Source organism: Anisomitus miae (SeqCode) (assembly GCF_054906395.1).
Genome location: NZ_JBRACL010000003.1, coordinates 78,264 through 99,186, shown reverse-complemented (window position 1 = coordinate 99,186; position 20,923 = coordinate 78,264). Strand labels below are relative to the sequence as shown.

Annotated in this window: 22 protein-coding genes; all 22 read right to left on the bottom strand. The window is 30.2% G+C overall.

All coding sequences use genetic code 11. The features are described from left to right. Positions 1-74 precede the first annotated feature (74 nt). On the bottom strand, positions 75-2,318 hold the full coding sequence (locus AALI31_RS01000) for a DUF4214 domain-containing protein (protein WP_489884665.1): 2,244 nt from the start codon (positions 2,316-2,318) through the stop codon (positions 75-77). A 175-nt stretch (positions 2,319-2,493) separates the two neighbouring features. After that, entirely contained in the window at positions 2,494-3,885 is a 1,392-nt protein-coding gene (locus AALI31_RS00995; protein WP_489884664.1) for an aminopeptidase, read from the bottom strand. 132 nt (positions 3,886-4,017) lie between these two features. Then, the gene (gene hprK, locus AALI31_RS00990) at positions 4,018-4,923 is read right to left on the bottom strand and encodes an HPr(Ser) kinase/phosphatase (RefSeq protein WP_489884663.1); all 906 of its coding nucleotides are present in this window, start codon (positions 4,921-4,923) and stop codon (positions 4,018-4,020) included. After that, positions 4,924-5,151 (bottom strand): DUF896 domain-containing protein, encoded by a 228-nt coding sequence (locus AALI31_RS00985; protein WP_489884662.1) that lies wholly within the window; start codon positions 5,149-5,151, stop codon positions 4,924-4,926. It abuts the gene before it with no gap. 249 nt (positions 5,152-5,400) lie between these two features. Continuing rightward, on the bottom strand, positions 5,401-5,628 hold the full coding sequence (locus tag AALI31_RS00980; protein ID WP_489884661.1) for a DUF1292 domain-containing protein: 228 nt from the start codon (positions 5,626-5,628) through the stop codon (positions 5,401-5,403). A gap of 48 nt (positions 5,629-5,676) precedes the next feature. Next, entirely contained in the window at positions 5,677-6,060 is a 384-nt protein-coding gene (locus AALI31_RS00975) for a PH domain-containing protein (protein ID WP_489884660.1), read from the bottom strand. A 47-nt stretch (positions 6,061-6,107) separates the two neighbouring features. Next, on the bottom strand, positions 6,108-6,503 hold the full coding sequence (locus tag AALI31_RS00970) for a hypothetical protein (protein ID WP_489884659.1): 396 nt from the start codon (positions 6,501-6,503) through the stop codon (positions 6,108-6,110). Positions 6,504-6,596: 93 nt separating this feature from the next. Next, positions 6,597-7,979: a hypothetical protein gene (locus AALI31_RS00965; protein WP_489884658.1), complete on the bottom strand. Its 1,383-nt coding sequence runs from the start codon at positions 7,977-7,979 to the stop codon at positions 6,597-6,599. Positions 7,980-8,449: 470 nt separating this feature from the next. Then, the gene (locus tag AALI31_RS00960) at positions 8,450-9,334 is read right to left on the bottom strand and encodes a DNA-3-methyladenine glycosylase family protein (protein ID WP_489884657.1); all 885 of its coding nucleotides are present in this window, start codon (positions 9,332-9,334) and stop codon (positions 8,450-8,452) included. A 2-nt stretch (positions 9,335-9,336) separates the two neighbouring features. Further along, positions 9,337-9,960, bottom strand: a complete 624-nt coding sequence (locus AALI31_RS00955) for a redox-sensing transcriptional repressor Rex (protein WP_489884656.1) — start codon at positions 9,958-9,960, stop codon at positions 9,337-9,339. 107 nt (positions 9,961-10,067) lie between these two features. Then, complete coding sequence (locus tag AALI31_RS00950; protein WP_489884655.1) at positions 10,068-10,559, bottom strand: hypothetical protein; 492 nt, start codon at positions 10,557-10,559, stop codon at positions 10,068-10,070. Further along, positions 10,552-11,157, bottom strand: coding sequence for a hypothetical protein (locus tag AALI31_RS00945; RefSeq protein WP_489884654.1), 606 nt, complete (start codon positions 11,155-11,157; stop codon positions 10,552-10,554). The genes AALI31_RS00950 and AALI31_RS00945 overlap by 8 nt, the downstream gene beginning before the upstream one ends. A gap of 781 nt (positions 11,158-11,938) precedes the next feature. After that, positions 11,939-12,598, bottom strand: coding sequence for a ribulose-phosphate 3-epimerase (rpe, locus tag AALI31_RS00940; protein ID WP_489884653.1), 660 nt, complete (start codon positions 12,596-12,598; stop codon positions 11,939-11,941). A 23-nt stretch (positions 12,599-12,621) separates the two neighbouring features. After that, complete coding sequence (locus AALI31_RS00935; protein WP_489884652.1) at positions 12,622-13,308, bottom strand: hypothetical protein; 687 nt, start codon at positions 13,306-13,308, stop codon at positions 12,622-12,624. 27 nt (positions 13,309-13,335) lie between these two features. Further along, the gene (locus AALI31_RS00930; protein WP_489884651.1) at positions 13,336-14,421 is read right to left on the bottom strand and encodes a mannose-1-phosphate guanylyltransferase; all 1,086 of its coding nucleotides are present in this window, start codon (positions 14,419-14,421) and stop codon (positions 13,336-13,338) included. A 67-nt stretch (positions 14,422-14,488) separates the two neighbouring features. After that, positions 14,489-15,082 (bottom strand): signal peptidase I, encoded by a 594-nt coding sequence (gene lepB, locus AALI31_RS00925; RefSeq protein ID WP_489884650.1) that lies wholly within the window; start codon positions 15,080-15,082, stop codon positions 14,489-14,491. Between the two features lie 101 nt (positions 15,083-15,183). Then, positions 15,184-15,822, bottom strand: a complete 639-nt coding sequence (locus AALI31_RS00920) for a V-type ATP synthase subunit D (protein WP_489884649.1) — start codon at positions 15,820-15,822, stop codon at positions 15,184-15,186. Between the two features lie 18 nt (positions 15,823-15,840). Then, positions 15,841-17,214, bottom strand: coding sequence for a V-type ATP synthase subunit B (locus AALI31_RS00915; RefSeq protein ID WP_489884648.1), 1,374 nt, complete (start codon positions 17,212-17,214; stop codon positions 15,841-15,843). Then, positions 17,207-18,985: a V-type ATP synthase subunit A gene (locus AALI31_RS00910; RefSeq protein ID WP_489884647.1), complete on the bottom strand. Its 1,779-nt coding sequence runs from the start codon at positions 18,983-18,985 to the stop codon at positions 17,207-17,209. The genes AALI31_RS00915 and AALI31_RS00910 overlap by 8 nt, the downstream gene beginning before the upstream one ends. 18 nt (positions 18,986-19,003) lie before the next feature. Next, positions 19,004-19,312, bottom strand: a complete 309-nt coding sequence (locus tag AALI31_RS00905; protein WP_489884646.1) for a V-type ATP synthase subunit F — start codon at positions 19,310-19,312, stop codon at positions 19,004-19,006. Continuing rightward, positions 19,305-20,309 (bottom strand): V-type ATP synthase subunit C, encoded by a 1,005-nt coding sequence (locus AALI31_RS00900; protein WP_489884645.1) that lies wholly within the window; start codon positions 20,307-20,309, stop codon positions 19,305-19,307. The genes AALI31_RS00905 and AALI31_RS00900 overlap by 8 nt, the downstream gene beginning before the upstream one ends. Positions 20,310-20,324: 15 nt before the next feature. After that, positions 20,325-20,912, bottom strand: coding sequence for a V-type ATP synthase subunit E (locus AALI31_RS00895; protein WP_489884644.1), 588 nt, complete (start codon positions 20,910-20,912; stop codon positions 20,325-20,327). Between the last annotated feature and the right edge of the window lie 11 nt (positions 20,913-20,923).

Here is a 20,923-nt window from a genome sequence, read left to right as displayed (position 1 = left end):
AGGGCAGAGAATCCTTCTCTACCCTTTTATAATAACCCAATGACCATACCAATTTCAAGGAATTAATAAGATCCCTACGGATTAACCCCTAACCTCTCAGCAAGATTTGCAAATTCATCACTTGTAGTCATGTCAATTAAAATTTTAAGCGTAGCCTCACTGTGTGAAACTCCCTTACTAATCAATTCACTATAAACTGCCGTCCAAAATTGAAGACCTTGAGGTTCCGGATTCCTTAAAACTAAAACATTATAAAGCCTAGTTATAAGATCTTGAGGAGAATTAATCAAATTCATAAACTCAGGAACGAATGCCAAGTTTCTCATAAAATAACTCAACGTAATATCCCTACTTAAAAGACCCCTTCTCCAGTAATTGTATCCTTCTTCATCTATATTCTTAGTATCACGACTCACTGCTTTGTTATATGCAGTAACTAAAAATGAATCTAAAGAACTTCCTCTATTTATTGTAAGATTAGCTATATTTATCGATTTAGTTTCACCATTTTTATCTTTATAGCTCAGACTTATATTTTTATAGTTCTTAGTAGGAATAAATCCTGATATGTTTATCGCATTACTTTCTGCAACATAAACAGCTGAAACGCTAGATATCTTTTTAGTATCTACCAAAACCTCAACGCTAGAGCTAGGGTTAACATCATAAATAGACTCATCTAATAAAAGCGTTAACACACCAGGAGATATATTGTATCTAGCTGTTATACCAGACACTCCATCTATTGAAACATCCGCAAGTTCTGACGAAGAAGATTGAATCTGTATAGAAGAAACATTTCCTCTATAAACTTTAGAATTTTGATCAACCAAGTACAAACTTACATTATACTTGCTACCTTTATCAAAACCTCCAACGGTTAATGTATTTGTGCTATTTAAGGTAGCCAACTCTGAAGAAGATAGAACATACACACTATCGTTAACCTTTATTAATCCTGAAACAACATTAGTACCTATCCTGTCCCAACTAAACTCAGCTGAATTATCACCTTTGTAAAATCCTTTCAGATTTGACAATTGTGCCTCAGAATTACCTAAGGTCAAGCTCATAACATTTTGACTAAGTATTCTTCCTTGCTCATTATAATTAGTTAACAATAAATAAATTGTCTGTCCAGAGGCAAGTTTCGTATCAAAATAAGCTCCATGAGCTCCCTTACTTATATCAACAGTTTTATAATCAGAAAAGTCTGATGATGTACTCCATATTAATTCAGTAGAGTATACGCCACTTAAAGCAGACCACGACGCTGCAACTTCACCACCGGAGAGTCCAATTGACACAAAATTAGAAACTGAATTCAAAGCATGTCTATAATCATAAGTGTAAACATCGCCTGTATCTAAATCTGTAATGGTAACAACGTAATCCGCATTATAAAAAGTCATACCAGAATCAGGATGTATATCAAATGAACCTTTATCATCACTCAATACAACATTAGCATCATTTACAACTACGACACTATCCTGTTTTTGGGCAACCCTTACATTGAACCTATTTCCTTTCTTAAAACCAGTCTTCGATAAATCTACACTTATACCTGTTCCATCTTTGCTTGGCCCTAAGCTAATGTTTGACGAAGATTGAAGACTGCCTTTCTTCACGAAAACAACTCCATTATATTCAAGTCCATTTCCATTAATTATCTTAACCTTAATCTCAGAACCTTCTGAGACATTCGCTAAAATATATGAATTATCCTTTATATCTGTTAGAGGAACTGTTTGATAAATTCCACCATCTTTAGAAATCTGCACAGACTTTATTCCAGCTGTAAAATTAGACCAACTTATTTTCACTCCAGTACCAGATGTCGCATAAGTTAGTCCCTTTATTTCTCTTGTCTCTGTAGAATTCCTTATAACTTTCCTAATGCTTTCATAACTCACATTACCAGACGAATCCAAGAACCTAACCCTAAGATAGAAATCACCTGATACATTAGGAACAAATTCTGCTCCTTTAGGTTTAACCTCTATGTAACTTGGATTTGAAAAATCGGAACTACTATCTATAACAGCTTCAATTTTACTAGGTCTGTTTGCAAGATGACCATAATCCCAACTTAAATATACATTTTCTCCACTTGTCCAATAATAAAAATATGGAATATCCGGTTTGTCGGAATTTATTTTAACGACAGTGTCACTTGTAGTCTTCTCCTGAACTTCTTCTGCTTGACCATCTGATGTAACAGATACAGCCGCTGAACTCGGAAAAACAACAGCAGCCATGGCAGTAGTAGTAGCAACTGCCCCTTTCAAAATATTAAATCTCTTATTACTAGCCAACTACACCCCTCCTAAACAACCTTAACTCATTAATATATTTTTAATTTTATTTCATGATTATTTACATTTTACCATATCTTAAAATAGTTATCAAGAATTTAATATTTATTACAAAATAGTAATTTTCAAAACGATAAAGAACCACATCAAAAGTGCGATGTGGTTCTTCAAATTATTATTTTAAATTTTTATAAAAACTCGTATAAGCTTTATGAGTTTCAAATATATCCACTTTGGATGAAACCTCAAACGGTGCATGCATATTTTGAAGAGAAACTCCTATATCCACAACTTCCATTCCATATTTTGATAATAGATATGCTATAGTTCCTCCTCCTCCTTGATCTACTTTCCCCAACTCCGAAAATTGGTAACTTACATTATCACTGTCAAATATATTTCTAAGCTTCGCTAAAAACTCAGGATTAGCATCATTACATCCATATTTTCCTCTTGAGCCTGTATACTTAGAAATCGCAACTCCATTACCGAAAAATGCTGTACTCTGTTTAGTGGTTTCAGATGGGAAATTTGGATCATAAGCACAAGTAACATCTGCAGATAACATATATGAATTTTCAAGCGACCTTCTCAGTATTAAATCTGAATAATCTCTACATAAATTTATTAACTCAGCACAGAAATTCTCAAATACCCTAGATTCCATACCTGTTGCCCCTACGCTTCCTATTTCCTCTTTATCAGAAAAGATAGCTATACAACTTCTTTCAGGAACTTCATTTAAATTCATGATTGACATGAAAGATGTGAAAGCACACACACGATCATCTTGACCATACCCTATTATCATGCTCCTATCAAATCCATAATCTCTAGCTGCACCAGCTGGAACAACTTGTAACTCTGCTGAAGCCAAATCTTCATTAAATATTTTATATTCTCTACTCAAAATATCAATAATGTTATCTTTAACACCATTCTTATCATCTAGCGGCTTGCTTCCGATTAATAAATTCAACTGCTCTCCTTCTATAACATCTGAAGCTTTCTTAACTGATTGATCTTTCGCAAGATGAGGAAGCAAATCAGAAAATCCAAAACAAATATCGTTCTCTCCATCTCCCAAATTTATATTAATCTTCTCACCATCTTTTTTAATTACAACTCCCTTTAAACACATTGGCATGGCAACCCATTGGTATTTTTTAAGTCCACCATAATAATGGGTATCAAAAAAACATAAATTTCCATTTTCATAAATTGGTGTCTGTTTTAAGTCAACTCTAGGCGAATCAATATGGGAACCTATAATATTAAATCCACTTTCTAAGTCTTCTTTACCAATTACTGCTAAAATTAAAGTCTTATCCATTTTAATGTAATAAATTTTATCCCCAATGTTTAACTTTCTTCCAGTTTTAATGACTTCTCTCAAATCTCTAAATCCATTTTCAAGAGCAATATCCTTAAAATATTCCACGCATTCTCTTTCCGTTTTGCAACTGCTCAAGAATTTCTTGTACGAATCACAAAATTTTTCAAGACTATCCAAATCATCCTTGTTGTACTTAATCCAAGCACTTTTTGATTTAACGCACTCGCTCATAAGAACCCTCCATTTTGTAACACTATTTTTATATAAACTTTCTCAACAATATTTAAAAAATTGTTATATTAAAAAATTCAAACATCATTTAACTAATTGATGAACCTTAAATTTTATATCTTGAATCAATAATTAATTTCTCTCTATCATTCTTTTTTCCATTATGTCAACGGCATTTGGTCTACCAGTCAATTTATATCTGTAATTTGCAACTGCTGCCTCAACAAGTACAGCTATGTTCCTTCCAGGTCTTATAGGTATACGTATAGATTTTATATTAACGCCCAAAACTTTTTCATATAAATCATCAATACCTAACCTATCATAAGTTTCATTGTCATCCCAATGCTCGAGCTTTATTATCAAATCTAATTTTTTACTATCAAGAACTGAAGATAACCCATATATGGATGTTATATCTATTATACCAACGCCTCTGACCTCAAGCATACCAAAAGTTATATAAGGACAGCACCCTATTATTTCTCTATCAATTTCCCTAAAATCTACAGCATCATCTGAAATTATTCTATGTCCCTTCTTGATAAGTTCAAGAGCAGTTTCACTTTTCCCTATACCGCTGTCACCTGTTATCAAAATTCCACATCCATATATATCAAGAAGAACTCCATGAACTCTAGCCTCAGGTGCAAGCCTAGTATCTAGATATCTCTTTAGCCTACTTATAATCCTCGTAGTCTCTTGTTCTGTTCTCAAGATTGTCCTATTATATATTTTAGCATATTTGATCAAATTTTTCGGTATCTCTAACCCACGAGTTACTATTATGCATGGGGTAAATTTTTCTAAATAATCTTTAAACCTCATATCACAAATATCTTCTGGCAGAGATTTGATATATGACCATTCAGTCATACCAATTAATTGAATTCTTTCGTTAGAAAAATATGAATAATATCCTGTAAGTTGTAATCCTGGTCTATTTAACTCTGTGTTAGATATTTGAACTTCTGAATCGCCTCTAACTATTATCTCAAATTTAAATTTATCTACTAGCTCATCAATAGTAACAGCCATCTACTCACTTCCTTTCTTTTTATACCTTGATAGTTGCATTTTAAAATTTCCCTTTATTATAGCGATATACCTTTTCCTCAAATTCTCTTGTTCAATTTTTTCCCCATTGGTTAGACCGACTCCCTTAGATTTATGATACAAATAGTTTATTCTGTCTATAATTTCCTTCATAATACCAAAAGATCCCTTCAAAAATATAGCTTCAAGTATAATTCTATAATAAAACACACCGATTTCAAGTTCATGTTCTGTAAAAAATACAAAAAGCCCAGAATTTAAAAAACTCTAGGCTAATATCCACGGAGACGCTAACTTATAAACTTAAGACCTGTTCTCCAACAGGTGGGCAATCCACATAGCATATATTTATCTACTCCGCTTACGAAAACTGGAAGCATGATAGCAATGCCAATTTCGGAAATCCCTATTTTAAAATGTAGGTTAAGTAAAAAGTCTGACGTTTACCGCAGAAAAAATCTACCCATAAATAATTTTCTTGTAATGTTTCCTCACTCGATTGAACTCTTCCTCATCATCTAGAAAATTATACTCAATCGCACCATCCACTATATCCTCTCTGACAACATATGAATCTTCAGTAAAATCTCCATCATCACCTAATATCAAATACTTTTTATCTCTAATAAATATTTCTGAAATAACCTCAAATGTTATTTTATTTCCATCTTCATCTCTAAAATCCATATAGTATTTATTATCTTTTATATAGTATCCCACTTAACACACATTCCTTTAATTATTTGAACTTATAGCCTTTGCAATGAGTTTTTGTACTTCATTTAAATTTTTATCCCCAGAAAACTCTCTAGTAACGGGCTCATTTATACCAGATATCCAAATTTTAATTTCAGAATCATCATCAAAATATCCTGTAGTCTCAATAGAAAACTTACTTATACTTCTATAAGGAATTGATAGGAACTCCTTTTTCTTTCCTGTAACACCTTGCTTGTCTACAAAAATAACTCTACCTGTAGTAAATAAAATAACATCCCTAACGTAAGAAAAGGCATACAATATTTCTTCGCCCTCATAAGCAATATCTCTTAAACTTCGAGACAATTCATCCACACTTACATTAGAAGCATTCCCAAGTAGAGTACTAAATATCCCCATATCAAAATCTCCTCAAAAATCATGAAAGTCTAACAGGGTATATTATATCAATTATTTTGTTTATCTTCCAGAAGAAATTTACATATATCTTCTCCAATTTTTTGTTTTTCAAGACTTTTTAGAAGCTTTTCGCAATCTAAATACACTCCTATACTTTTCAAAAATTTATTAAATTCATCAAACGTAGGTTTATGATTTCTTAAGATAAAATCAAATCTAGAATCATCTTTAAAATCATTTTCAAAATCATTTAACCTGTTTAATTTTCTATAATTCATTATGGTTAAGCCCTTTATGATTAATACAACTTGCGTAGAAGTTAAATTATTATCTATAACAAACCTTGTAAAATCAAAGCTTTTATTCATTTCTCTATAAACTTCTTCTAAAGTCAGAGTTAAGAAATTTATTTTACTTTCTAAAACCTCAATATTCGATACCATTTTGAGCCTCCATATATTTTTAAAAATGCTAAACATAGTTTGTACATATAAATAAACTTTTATGTAAAAAAAATGGAACAAAATAGTTCCATTTTACACACAACTTAATATAGTTTTATAATTCTCTATATCATTTTCCAAAACACATAATTTCTTATCAATTGTATCAATTAAATAATATTTTTTATCACTATTGCCTGACTCGATACTACTTCTTTTAGATTTTAAATCAGAAACTTCAACATCATGCTCTCTTATTAATTTCGGAATTACATTATTTACAACATTTATATGTCTATTTGATGGTTCGTAGCTACCATCAAACAAAACTTTTCCATTTTTATCAAATGTTATCTTAACACCAATCCCACTATCATCCTCTATATAATATCCATTATAACTAGGAGTATCGCCTATAGTAGTTTCTATAGAATAATCTGATATCCGATCGATTTTTTCATTAAACTCTTTTAAAATTTTCACTTTTTCATTTATTATCTCTTGCAAATTATTAAGTTTTTCTTCCATAAATTCTGCACTTATTTTTGTATTTTTAACAGCTTCTTTTTCTAAATTCAAAAGTATGATCTCTTGACCTATTTCATAAACCTTTACGGATTCTACTTCCTTCCTCAAGTTAAGAATTTCACTCTTTAAATCTAAACCTTGATTCATAGATTCGGTTAAATCTTTTATTTTCTCTCTCAAATATCTTATCTTGATATTTTCAAACTCCAAATTTGATTTTATAGTATCTACCAAATCTATGAGAGAGATATTTTCATCCTGAAGCGTAACATTCCCCTCTGAGTTTACAGAAACTCTAAATACATCTTCAAAGTCTAAATTTGGATAAACACAGGAGAAAATTACACCATCATCGACTTTATTTTCATCCAATGAATCATAAAACGTTCTTTTATACGTTGACGAATTGAAATTCTCTACACTGTAATTTATCCATCTAGATAAACCATCAATTTCATCTTGTATTTCATTAATTTTTAAGGAAATATTCCCTTGATTTCCCTCAGTTTTAATAACAGATTGCTTATCCTTTAAGTCCGATATCCTAGATTGAATACACTGAATCTCTTCCATTAAAAAAGTCCATGGTCCTAAATCAAGAGTAACAGGAAAATTCACAAAATCCTCAGGATTATCTAGGTAGTCATCTAATAACTTAGAAACCTCTCTTAATCTCTCATTCTTATCTTTCTCATTTGCATTACCGCTATTTACATAATCAAAAGTCCTAATAACTGTTTGAATAACTGCTGGATTTACTAAAGACAAATCATACTTTTTACCTAATATATCCACATATTGGTAATTTTGTAAATTACCCTCTGTTATAACATCCTTCAAAGATACATTTCGAATCGCACCACTACTAAGAGCATTTGTTGTATATCCCAATATAAAACCGAAAGACAATCCCAATAAAATCGAACGCAATATTTTATTTTTGCCCATAAATAACCTCAATTTTAAATTTTAATGACTTCATAAATAAAGACCTCAAACTCACAATAAAAGTTTTAAAAAATTGAAAAATTATTTTAATAGATTTATATCTTTATGTTGTGCTTTCTTGCAAATATCTAATTAAAATAATTTCAAGTATGCTGATTTAATATCTAATTAGATTAATTATTACAATTTATATAGGAAATACTTTATGAAACTAAAGAACACATGAAAAATACTAGGAGGCTTTATAACTCTTTTAAATAATTAATCGTCAAATGGAGAGCACTGAAACTAGAACTTATGAGTATAACAATTCATAAAGAAATGAAAAAAATTAATGAAGTTTGAGAAATGCTTAAAATCGAAAATGTTTCGTAGCAAGCTTGAAATTCACCTACATCGCCTTTTATAATACAAACTCCAAACCCACATATCTAATCTTAAAATATGTTTCAAGCTTCTTAATTATTAGTTTATACCATGTTCATAACACTTTTATTTTCTCTTATATAATAAAATAAATATTGTTGTGCAAAACCACTTAAATTTTTAAACAAATCCCTACCAAAATTCCTTATTTCTTTAAGAGAAGTATCAGGAGCTACATAAAACTTCATCATAGCACGCTTAACCCAAACATCTACAGGAAAAGCTGAATACTTCTTCATCGAAAACAACATTATGCAATCAGAAACCTTAGAACCAACCCCTGGGAACTTCTGTAATTCTTTATGGCAGTCATCATCTAAAAGGTTCTTTATTTCATCCAAATTGTTATTATCATTAATCATCTTTATAGTTCCTACCAAGTACTTATCTCTGAAACCTACAGAACAATCACGAAACTCTTCCTGAGTTACTGATACTAGATCATCAATCCTTGGGAAATAATAGTATTCATCACCCTTATACAATGTACATTGACCAAACTTTTTGCTTATATTATTAATAGCTTTCTTTATCATAGGTATCCTATTATTAGACGATATTATAAAAGAGAGAATAATTTCAAAAGGATCTTGATTTAGCATTCTGAGACCATTACCAAAATTTATAGCGTTTATTAAATGCTCATCTATCATCAAATCTCTCTTCAAATTTTCATAACTACGTTCTAAATCAAAATAATCTATCCAAATATTTTCAAAATCATCAATATTTGAATTATGTATCACTAAGTCTTCATCACGAAGTTCAACCTCAATGACACGATTTTTAGCCACAACTATGTACGAATTATTAAGTGTTTTCATCCATCTAAAACACTGACCATTTTCGAAGATATGAGCTGGGATAAAATTCTTAATTTTTTTAACGACTACACTATTATTAACCAAAGAATAATTTTTAAAATCCATAACTAACCCCTATTATTTAGAAAATAAACTAAAGTAAACAAACTATCATTTAAATTCACATTTTCAACTGAAGTTTTATCAGTAGGAAGTAAATCCACAGTTGCAAAATTCCATATCCCTTTAACTCTATCTTTCAATTTATCATATACTCCAATAGTCTGAGTTTCAGGAACACAAAGCATAGCAATATCAATATCACTAATACTTAGATATTTATCTAATTTATCCACATCTAAAACCTCGATTCCTCTAAAAGAAGCACCTATAATCTTCGGATTTATATCAAATATAGCTCTAATATTAAAACCTATATCTGGAAAATTTGAGTAATTCATTATTGCTTGTCCCACATTACCTGCACCAACTATGATACAAGAATACACCCTATTTAATCCTAAAATTTCTTTGATTTTAACATACAGATCCTTAACCCTATATCCGTAACCATGTTGTCCAAAATCACCAAAACAATTAAAATCTTGCCTAACTTGAGAAGCAGTAGATCCAAGCTTTGTAGCTAACTCTTTCGATGAAACTCTCTCAATTTCACGCTTCATAAAATACTCCAAAACTCTAAGATATCTCGGCAACCTCTTTATAACAACTTTGGAGACACTATCAGACATTATGTAATCCCCCTTAAGTGAATTAAAGTCTAAATAAATTTTAATACTCTTCACAAGTTATAATTCTACTCCATTTTCACTGAAAAATAAATAACCTAAATAAAGTACTAAAGAACATAGAACTTATTTACAAACTCTGTATAATTTACATCTAAATCTTTTTTACAAATATATCTAACAACATAATCATTCTCAACACTTCTAAAAAATCCAACAGCCTCATCACTTAAACTTTTTGTCGTAAAAATAAATATATCACTTATTCCCTTACTCTCAGATAGTCCTAAAATCTTGCGTGCATCATCCACATTTAAGATTTCACAATTATCATTGTCACAATACAGCCAAATATTCCTATTTTTATGTAACAAATATACATCTTCTCCACAAAAGTTAAAACTATATCCATATTTCCTATCAAAAAATTCTAAAACAAACTCCAAAAACTCTTTTTTAGAAAGATGCACAACTTTATTATATAAACGATCTCTACGAAAAAACATATTAGATATTTTTACAAGATTGTCAATAATATTCAATATCATGGGTAACATGACTATCAAACAAATAAATATAATAAACTTTGAGAAACTAAGCATACTTAAATTTTTCCTCCAAATTTTCGTTTCTTTTACGTGCAAATTTAATTATCTCGTATCCATCTACAACTTCTATTCTATATTTTTTCGAAAATTTATTTAAGTTTTCTATAAACTTAACTGCACTATCTTCAATATCAAAATTAGTGAACACTATTCCCTTATGAACATTATCTTTTATCATAAAACTTAATAAATCGAGCACCTCATTATATGTTACATAGTCAAGATCCTCACCACTAGAAACCTCTTTTAATATACATGACGCATATACTTCTTTACCACTAACATCAGTAAATTTTATATCGACTATCTCTCGTCCTGTAATATCTTGTATATAAACTTCCTTAGACATTCCTTTTTTTATAATTATGTACCTACAAAGTGTCAGATAATAATCCATACCAAGCTCAACCAAATCTTTACGACTTATGATTGAATTAGATATACTTTCAATTTTAAATTTAACTTCTACATTTTTTCTAACTATATTTAAAAATTTATTTAAAACTACAACAAAAATTATTATCAGAAAAATATTGAACATATATCTTCTCTTCACCTCGAAGTTTATAATCTTTTTTACATTCTTTCCCAAAAAATGTTTTTTATACCATAATTTATCAAACAGAATACTCTATCGCCTTTATTGCGTTTATTACTAAAGGAGTCTTAATTTCAATGCCAGTTAAACAAGTAGAAATGTTTTAAAATACTAAAAATTTGTAAATATAGTAAACTCCAAAATTCACTTCTATGCAATATGGATGTATAATGAGGATTAATCCTCTATAATCTTTATACCCACTCCATAGTAAGAGACTATTTTACATGTTGACCTTTAACCGAAACATCAGGACTACATTTTGTATGTTAATACTTGTTAAGAAAAAATCTATATCTAATCAGTATAAATTGATCATTACTCTTAATGGATATTAAGATAATCCCATTCTGAATGATATCATTGTTATAATTTTCTCAATTATTTTAGGTTTCATATTTACAAAATTTAAATGAACTTTATATAAAACCATTATTTGGAAATTTGAGAAAAATTTTATTTAACATTAATATACATTATTTTACATTTAAAATTTTTATAGTCATAAAAATGGTAATCACTAACATCAAACATTATGGTACTGTAGATTCAATTAGCAATACAAGTAAATACATATTGAAATACCTGTGCAAGTAGATGATATATATATATATCTTACACAACCAAAAAATTTATTATATAGATAAACGTTATATGTACTTGGATCAAAATAAATTATTTCAAATTAGAAACATAATATTTCTACATAAATTAAAAATCTAGTATCCATATCTCTATCATTTATATAAAAAATAAGGTAAAGATTGTATAATCTTTACCTTATTCTACTTATTAAATTTTTTATATTGTTACCCATACTATTTCCATTAAATATATACGATCCTACAACTATATCTCTGGCTCCCGCATCATATACCTCATGTATATTTGATGGATTTATTCCTCCGTCAACCTGTATTATTTTATTATCTATCCCCTTTAGACTAAACAAATTGTATAAATCACTTATTTTATCTAGCATGGAATATATAAATTTTTGTCCTCCAAAACCAGGATTTACAGTCATTATAAGTACCTTATCTACAATATCTAAAATATTCTCTATATTGTTTAGAGAAGTTCCAGGATTTAACGCAATACCACAATCTATACCTCTAGATTTTATATATTCAACAGTACGGTGCACATGATTACACGCTTCGATATGAACAGTTAAACAATTTACACCTGAATTTATAAAATCATCTATAAGCCTAATAGGCTCTTCTACCATTAAATGACAATCAAAGTAAAGATCGCTTACTTTTCTTAGACACTCTATCTGACCGAAACCAAAAGTTATATTAGGCACAAAATTTCCATCCATGACATCTAAATGTATCCTACGTATATTATACGCTCTTAATTCAGATAAATCCTTTTCTAAATTAGCAAAATTGGCGGATAATATAGAAGGACTCAGTATGTTTTCCATTTCTTCCTCCCCAACATTAAAAACTACTCATTTTCATTTAAATACTCAAACTGTTTATAATGAATCATTTGATCTAATATATATTTTCTCACCTTATCATCAGGTTCATTTAATATATTTTCAATATACTTATTTCTCCAGTAATTAAAAGATACCTCATCTATTTTTCTTCTGAATATTACCTCATAAGAAATTTCTATAAAAGCATCTAACTTCTTATTAATTTGCGAAAATTCATCACTTAATACTATATTTTCTATAAAATTGTTTACACCATTAGACTTTTTCTGTAATTTAAAATACCATTCATTAAATTCTTCTTCTTCGACATCTCTCTTAAAGGCCACCCTATATGTTGTACATATATATTCAGATATCACATCTCCAAATTCAACAGTAAAATCTTCCAATAAATAAAGTTTATTACCAGTTATATATTCTAAATTCAAAACAAGTCCAGAATATACCTTGCCTACTATAAGCCCTTTTATTTCAACAAAATCATCATTAACAATAACATCTATTATAGGAAATTCAAATATATTACCCCTAAATAAATTGTTCGTTGAAACCCTAACACACGTTTTTAATTTTGAATCAACTTCTACACTTTCAACCTTAAGTGTAGATAACTTTTTCGTATAAACCCGTGCTATATCTCTCTCTCCGTAGTCTTTATATGCCTTATTTTCAATTATACGTTCAGACATCATATACTCCTAAATTATTAGTATTAATTAAATAAAATCCTTAAATTTCGTTTCTCCCTTAATCATTTCAAACAAATATTTAACCTCCTGTTCTTTATTCTTATTCATTATCAATGTCACATCTCCCGTATTAACAATGATCAAATCTTTCACTCCAAACGTTACAGTTAAGTTACTATTTCCAAAGATTAAACAATTTTCACTATCTTCTAATAAAACATTCCCCCTAGTAAAATTTTTGCCATTTTCTTCTAATACTCTAATAAGAGAAGTAAAACTCCCTATGTCATCCCAATAAAACCTACTACGTACAACATAAGCTTTTCTCGTTTTCTGCATTATTCCAAAATCTATAGATATACCATCTAATTTCTCGTAAACCTTATCGATGATAAAATCTTCATCTACACTACCTAAATTTTTATAAATATCAACCATACCTACATAAACTTTAGGTAAATACTTTTCTAATTCTCTTAAGTATACATCAGCCCTGAAACAAAAAATTCCACTATTCCACAAATAATTACCTTGCATAACAAAATCCTTGGCAATTTCATAACTTGGTTTTTCAACAAACCTCTCTACCTTATATACATCAAAATTATGACTTCTAGTACATAAATTTAAAGGTCTTCCTACTTGTATATATCCATAACCAGTTTTAGGAATCTTAGGTTCAATTCCTATAGTTAAAATCCCTCTCTTTTTATTAGAAATATCCATAATGTATTCCAATGTATTGTAAAATATGTCAGATATTTCTATATAGTGATCAGATGGAAAAATCAAAATAACTGCATCTTTATCCTTTTTTAATATTTTAGTACATGCAAACGCTATACATATAGCTGTTTCTTTATTTAATGGTTCAACTATAACATTACTCTCATTCAAAAATTTAGCTGATTCACTGCATACTTTCTCTTTATAATCAGTATTGGTTATAATATATAAATTTTTCTTATCGATAATTCTCGAAATCCTACTTAGAGTACTATATAAAAGTGTCTCATTATTTATTATATCAAGAAACTGCTTTGGTTTATTAGCTCTAGATAATGGATATAATCTACTCCCCTTACCTCCCGCTAAAATCAATCCATATACCATAATTATATCAACCTTAACAAATTATACTTCCTTTGTTAATAGTATGATAAAACTAGTAACCAATTGATTAAAATATAGAAATTTTTGTTATAGGATTAACTAACATTATGGCTTTACCAATTATACATTCTATTGAAACAAACTTATCTTCCCAAAATCTAGAATCAAATGAATTATTTACGTTATCACCAATTACAAAATATTTATTATCAGGAATAATAATTTCCTGATTTTGTACAGTGACATCATATCTATATTCATTATTAGAATTAAAGTTACTATTTTGCGTTACATATTTTCCATTGACTTTCAAATTAAAATTCCCATCTAAAACTAACTTATCTCCTGGTATACCAACAATACGTTTTATCAATACCTCACCAAGCTCCATCGAATTGAAAACTATTATATCGTGTCTTTTAATCGAATTATTTGTTGCAATCTTTAGTACCATAATTTTATCCCCTTCTACAATAGTAGGTGACATTGAATTAGAATTTACAGATACATAAAAAATAGAGTTAGTAACATTAACAGCTATGATAATAGGAATAACCACAAAGACTATTACCCATGTAACTAAAGTAATTATTTTGGTTTTTGATAGTTTACTTGAACAAATTTTTTTAAGTCTTTTTATGATTACTCCTAAATAAGTCACTTAATTCAAATCCTCTCATTACTTTGCTAACTCAATTATACAATGTTTAGCACTAAAATTCAAAAAAGGATCAGGGTAACTCATTTAGCTACCCTAACCCTCTAATCACTTCTCTTAGATATAATTTCCTTGACTTTCATAAGTCTAGTTAATGCTCCCCTTTCATTTTCATCTAACTTCATTCGTATATATTTGATAGTCTCTTCTAAATCTGGAATTGTCCTATATTCGAGTGCATTGACTCTTCTTCTAGTTTTCTCAATTTCATCTGCCATAAGTTGAGTAGATTTCTCAACTTCTGCTAATTCTAAAAGTTCAGAAAAAACCATTTTAAGATTCATAATAGATAAGTCTAGTTCTGAACTTGTATTAAAAAATCCATACGATAAATTTACGTCATTCTCTTTAATTCTATTAAAATTAAATACAGGAACTTTAACACTCATAACATTCTTAACACCAACATCAAACGTCAATTTACTTGTAGTGTAAAATATGGCTTCCTCCAAAAACTCACTTCCAAGTACAGCCTTTGCCATCACAAAATCTTTAAATACATTCTGTAGCTTACGTTCTACATTTTTTCTTAAATCATTATTGTATTTAATGAGTGCAATAAACTGCCTCATAAGCTCATCCTGTTTATCTTTGAGAAGTTTATGCCCTCTAATAGCAACAACTAACCTCTTCTTAAGCCTACCAAATTCCATTCGTGTTGGATTTACACTTAATCTTGCCATATCAATTCATCCCCAAGCCTAATTTGCTTTAAAATATTTTTCTAAATACTCATCCCTTATTCTCTTAAGCTCAGTCCTAGGGAGTATTCTTAGAAGATCCCATCCAAGTTCTAAGGTTTCCTCAATACTTCTATTAGTATCAAATCCTTGGTTCAAATACCTCTCTTCAAAAGATTCGGCGAACTTAGAGTACTTTATATCAACCCCAGATAAAGCACTCTCCCCAAGTATCGAAGACAATTCTTTGGCCTGTTTTCCTTGAGAATATGCAGAAAACAGCTGGTTCATAGTATCTGCATGATCTTCCCTAGTTTTATTTTTACCTATCCCTTTATCTTTAAGTCTTGACAATGAAGATAAAACATCTATAGGTGGAAACACCCCTTTTTTAAACAACTCCCTAGATAATATTATCTGACCTTCAGTTATATATCCTGTAAGATCGGGTATAGGATGTGTCTTATCATCTTCTGGCATAGTAAGAATAGGAATCTGCGTTATAGAACCCTTCTTTCCCTTCAATCTACCAGCTCTTTCATATAAATTAGATAGATCTGTATATAAATATCCAGGATAACCTCGTCTACCTGGAACCTCTTTTCTAGCAGCAGATACCTCTCTTAAAGCCTCAGCATAATTTGTCATATCTGTCATTATAACAAGCACATGCATACCTTTATCATAAGCTAAATATTCAGCACAAGTCAAAACCATTCTTGGAGTTGCAATTCTTTCAATAGCAGGATCATTAGCGAGATTCATAAATAAAATGGATTTATCTATTGCACCAGTTTTAGTAAAATCATCTATAAAGAATTGAGCCTCTTCAAAAGTTATACCCATAGCACCAAATACAACAGCAAATTTAGAATCAGAATTCAAAACTCTAGCCTGGCGAGCTATTTGAGCAGCAAGTTCAGCATGAGGTAAACCTGATGCTGAAAATACAGGCAACTTCTGTCCACGAACCAATGTATTTAAATGATCAATAGCTGATATTCCTGTTTGTATAAACTCAGATGGATAGTCTCTAGCTACAGGATTTATAGCTATACCATTTATATCTCTTCTAAACTCTGGTATCACATCAGGACCACTGTCCTTAACTCTTCCCATCCCATCAAATACTCTTCCTACCATATCGATAGAAACACCTAATTGAAGAGGTTTAGATAAAAATCTACACTTAGTAGTCATAGGAGAAATTCCGCTTGATCCTTCGAATATTTGAACCATAGCTTTTGACCCACTTACTTCTAAAACCTTACCTCTTCGTTTTTCCCCATTTTCTAGCTCAATGTCTACTAACTCATCATATTTAACTCCAGATACTCCATCTACCATCATCAGAGGACCAACAACTTCTCTAACCGTTTGATATTCTTTAATCAATTGATACTCCTTCCTCTCTTATTAGATTTTGTATAGTATTTTCAAGCTCAAATGATATATCATCGATTTTTTTCAAATCATCCTCATGAATATACTTACACCTTGCTATCTTATCCCTAATCTCCAAATTTAAAATCTTATCTAAATATACACCAGAATCTAGAGCTTTTTCTGCCTCAGACATAAATTTCAATATTAAAGATATCATTTTATATTGCTTTAACATTGAAGAAAAAGTATCAATTTCATGAAATCCATTTTGCTGTAAGTAATCTTCTCTAATTGATTTAGAAACCTCTAGTTTTAGCCTATCCTTATCAGATAAAGCATCAATACCTACTAATCTGACGATTTCTTCGAGCCCTGACTCCTCTTGCAAAAGTCCAATAGCACGCAACCTCATAGAATTCCAATTTCCATAATCGGCATTTTTTTCAAGAGATTTACCGATAACATCAGCATACAAAGAATACGATTTTAACCAATTTATAGATGGAAAATGTCTCTTATAAGCTAACTGAGCATCCAATCCCCAAAATACTTTAACAATTCTAAGCGTTGCTTGAGTAACCGGCTCGGATAAATCTCCACCCGGTGGTGAAACCGCTCCTATAGCTGTAATAGTTCCGATTCTTTCTTCCTTCCCACAACACACAACCTTACCAGCTCTTTCATAGAACTCAGCAAGCCTTGATCCTAAATAAGCAGGATAACCTTCATCACCAGGCATTTCCTCCAAACGTCCAGACATTTCTCTTAATGCTTCTGCCCATCTAGAAGTAGAGTCAGCCATTATCGAAACCGAATAACCCATATCTCTAAAATATTCTGCTATAGTTACTCCCGTGTATATACATGATTCCCTAGCAGCAACAGGCATGTTTGAAGTGTTTGCTATTAGAACTGTTTTTTTCATAAGACTTTGACCGGTTTTAGGATCCACAAGCTCAGGAAATTCCATTAACACATCAGTCATTTCATTTCCTCTCTCCCCACAACCAACATACACCACAACCTCTGAATCTCCCCATTTTGCAATTTGATGCTGCACTACTGTCTTTCCAGCACCAAATGGTCCAGGTACAGATGCCGTACCCCCTTTACTAACTGGAAAAAATGTATCTATAACTCTTTGTCCAGTTATCATAGGCTCTTCAGGTCGCATCTTCCTTAAATACGGTCTTCCCTTTCTTACAGGCCATCTCTGCATCATTGAAATTGATACATCACCATTCTTAGTTTCAACCACACAAATTACTTGGACTATGTTAAAATTACCAGTCTTTATTTCCTTAACAATACCATCTATACCGTAAGGAACCATTATTTTATGTAAGATAACAGGTGTTTCTTGCACAGTTCCTATAACATCTCCAAATGAAACCTTGTCACCCACATTGACTACTTGCTTAAACTCCCAAATTTTCTCTCTATCTAAAGAATATACTTCAATTCCTCTTTCTAAAAAATCAGAACCAGATGCATACATATACTTCTCGAGTGGTCTCTGTATACCATCAAACATAGATTCAATCAAACCAGGACCAAGTTCAACACTTAAAGGTTCCCCTGTTGAAAAAACGTCATCTCCTGGTCCAATCCCTGAAGTTTCTTCATAAACCTGAATCGAAGCATATGCACCTCTTATCTCAATTATTTCACCGATTAATTTTTTATCTCCAACTTTGACTACATCATACACCTTAACATTACCGAGGCCTTCTGCAATAACAAGAGGACCTGAAACTTTAACTATTTTACCAGCCTTCAAAATGATTTAACTCCCTTCCTATAAGATATTCACACCAATAGCTCTCTCTACATTGTCATTAATTTTCTCAAGACCTATTCCCAGACTCCCACTACTACCTGGTATCAAAACTATTGATGGAATATACTTCTTTCTGTACCTATCAATAGTACCCATAATATCTTTAGCGACATTTTCAGTCACGAATATAACCGCATAACTATCCATTGCTAGCCTATCAATAATTAATCTCGCTTCACCTTCATCTTGACATGGAAAAATATCCACACCTAACGACTTAAAAATAAATATAGAATCGCTGTCCCCCACAACACCAATCTTATACATAACTCTCTCTCAGCCTCCTTTTTATGGAGTCTGAATCTACACCATTGATCTTACCAACAAATATAATTCTTATATTTTTAATTTCAGTTTCTTTAGCATTTACATAACCTACTATAGGTGCCAAACCAGTAGTTATTATCTTAGCATTTTTTAAATACTTCATTATATAATCATCTAATTCTTTATCTAAATAACTTAATTCATCATTATTTACGTAATGTTCAATACCTTCCTTTATGTATTTATAAATACTTGTCATGGAAAACCTATTTAGTACATTCTCCTTTGGTTCGGAAAAACAAACTCTAAAAACACTTATTGGTATATTTCCTCCGAACACTACAGCCTCATCAAATAATGTTTTACTTAAATTTAATTTTTTAATCCTAAATAAAGTTTTAACATTAAATGTATCGATCAAAATCTGTACATATCTGTATAAAAAATCATTTCTAATTTTTCGAGCATCCTCTAACAATTCTCTAAACATTTCTTTATCAATTATAATATCTATCATTTGAATATTTTCATTTTCTTCAAAATTCTTGAATACCTTTTTGATCATTCTGGAAATACTTTCATCAATTAAAGAAACATTTTCTGTCTTAATACAATTATAAACAAATTCATTATCTATTCCTTCTATGTTGAATAAACTCTCTTCTACATCAGTTCCAAAAAACTTAGACTTAATCATTAATTTTATATTGTTATACTTATACTTCTTTAGAAAAATATCAATTAAATACTTATCATTCAAAATATCATTTATACTCTTAAACATCTTTTCAAACTCGGCAGATAAAATACGCTCATAATTAAAAACATTTATATCTTTGAGTATATTTTCACCATAAGTTGTTTCAGATAAAATATTAAATGCGTAATCCAAGCTATCAGCATCTACCATTCTGCTACACTTTACATTATCTATGAGTTTTTTCTCATAAACTCGTATCCTAGGTATAATGTCTAAATACAACTTATCATCATCCATAAATCCCTCCAAAATTTAATTAAAAAGAAGATTTGATAACTCAAACTCAATTTCATCTTTAATGGAATCAATCAAAACCTCAAAAGAATAGTTTATAAAAATCCCTTTATTTTCTAAAATAAAACCACCCTTCAAAATATCAGATGGCTTTATCTCCAAAACTTTAAATTCTCTTTTATTTTCACTATCTATACGAGATCTCAATATATGCTCAATATCTATATAAACTGTCGGTATTATCAAATTATACTCACCGATCAAACCCGAATTACGAACATGATATGATACGTACAGCTCAAATCTCTCATTATCTAAATTCATAAGTTCATCTAGAGCTTTATCAAAAACCTCATCAATCACTTTCCTCTTGGCAATAAGTTTACTATTCCTAATCTCAAGCTCACATTTTGAAATTATCTTTTCCTTTACTTCCTTCCCCTCCAAATGCGCTTTTTTTAAGATATCTTCCCTATATCTATTCGCTTCTTCAACCTTCCTCAATACTATCTTTTCCGACTCTTCTCTTGCTTTAATTAAAATATCTTGTTTCTTTAATTCAGCATCCTTTATAATTTTGTCTATTAAAACACTAAAACTTGACACCTTTTAATCAC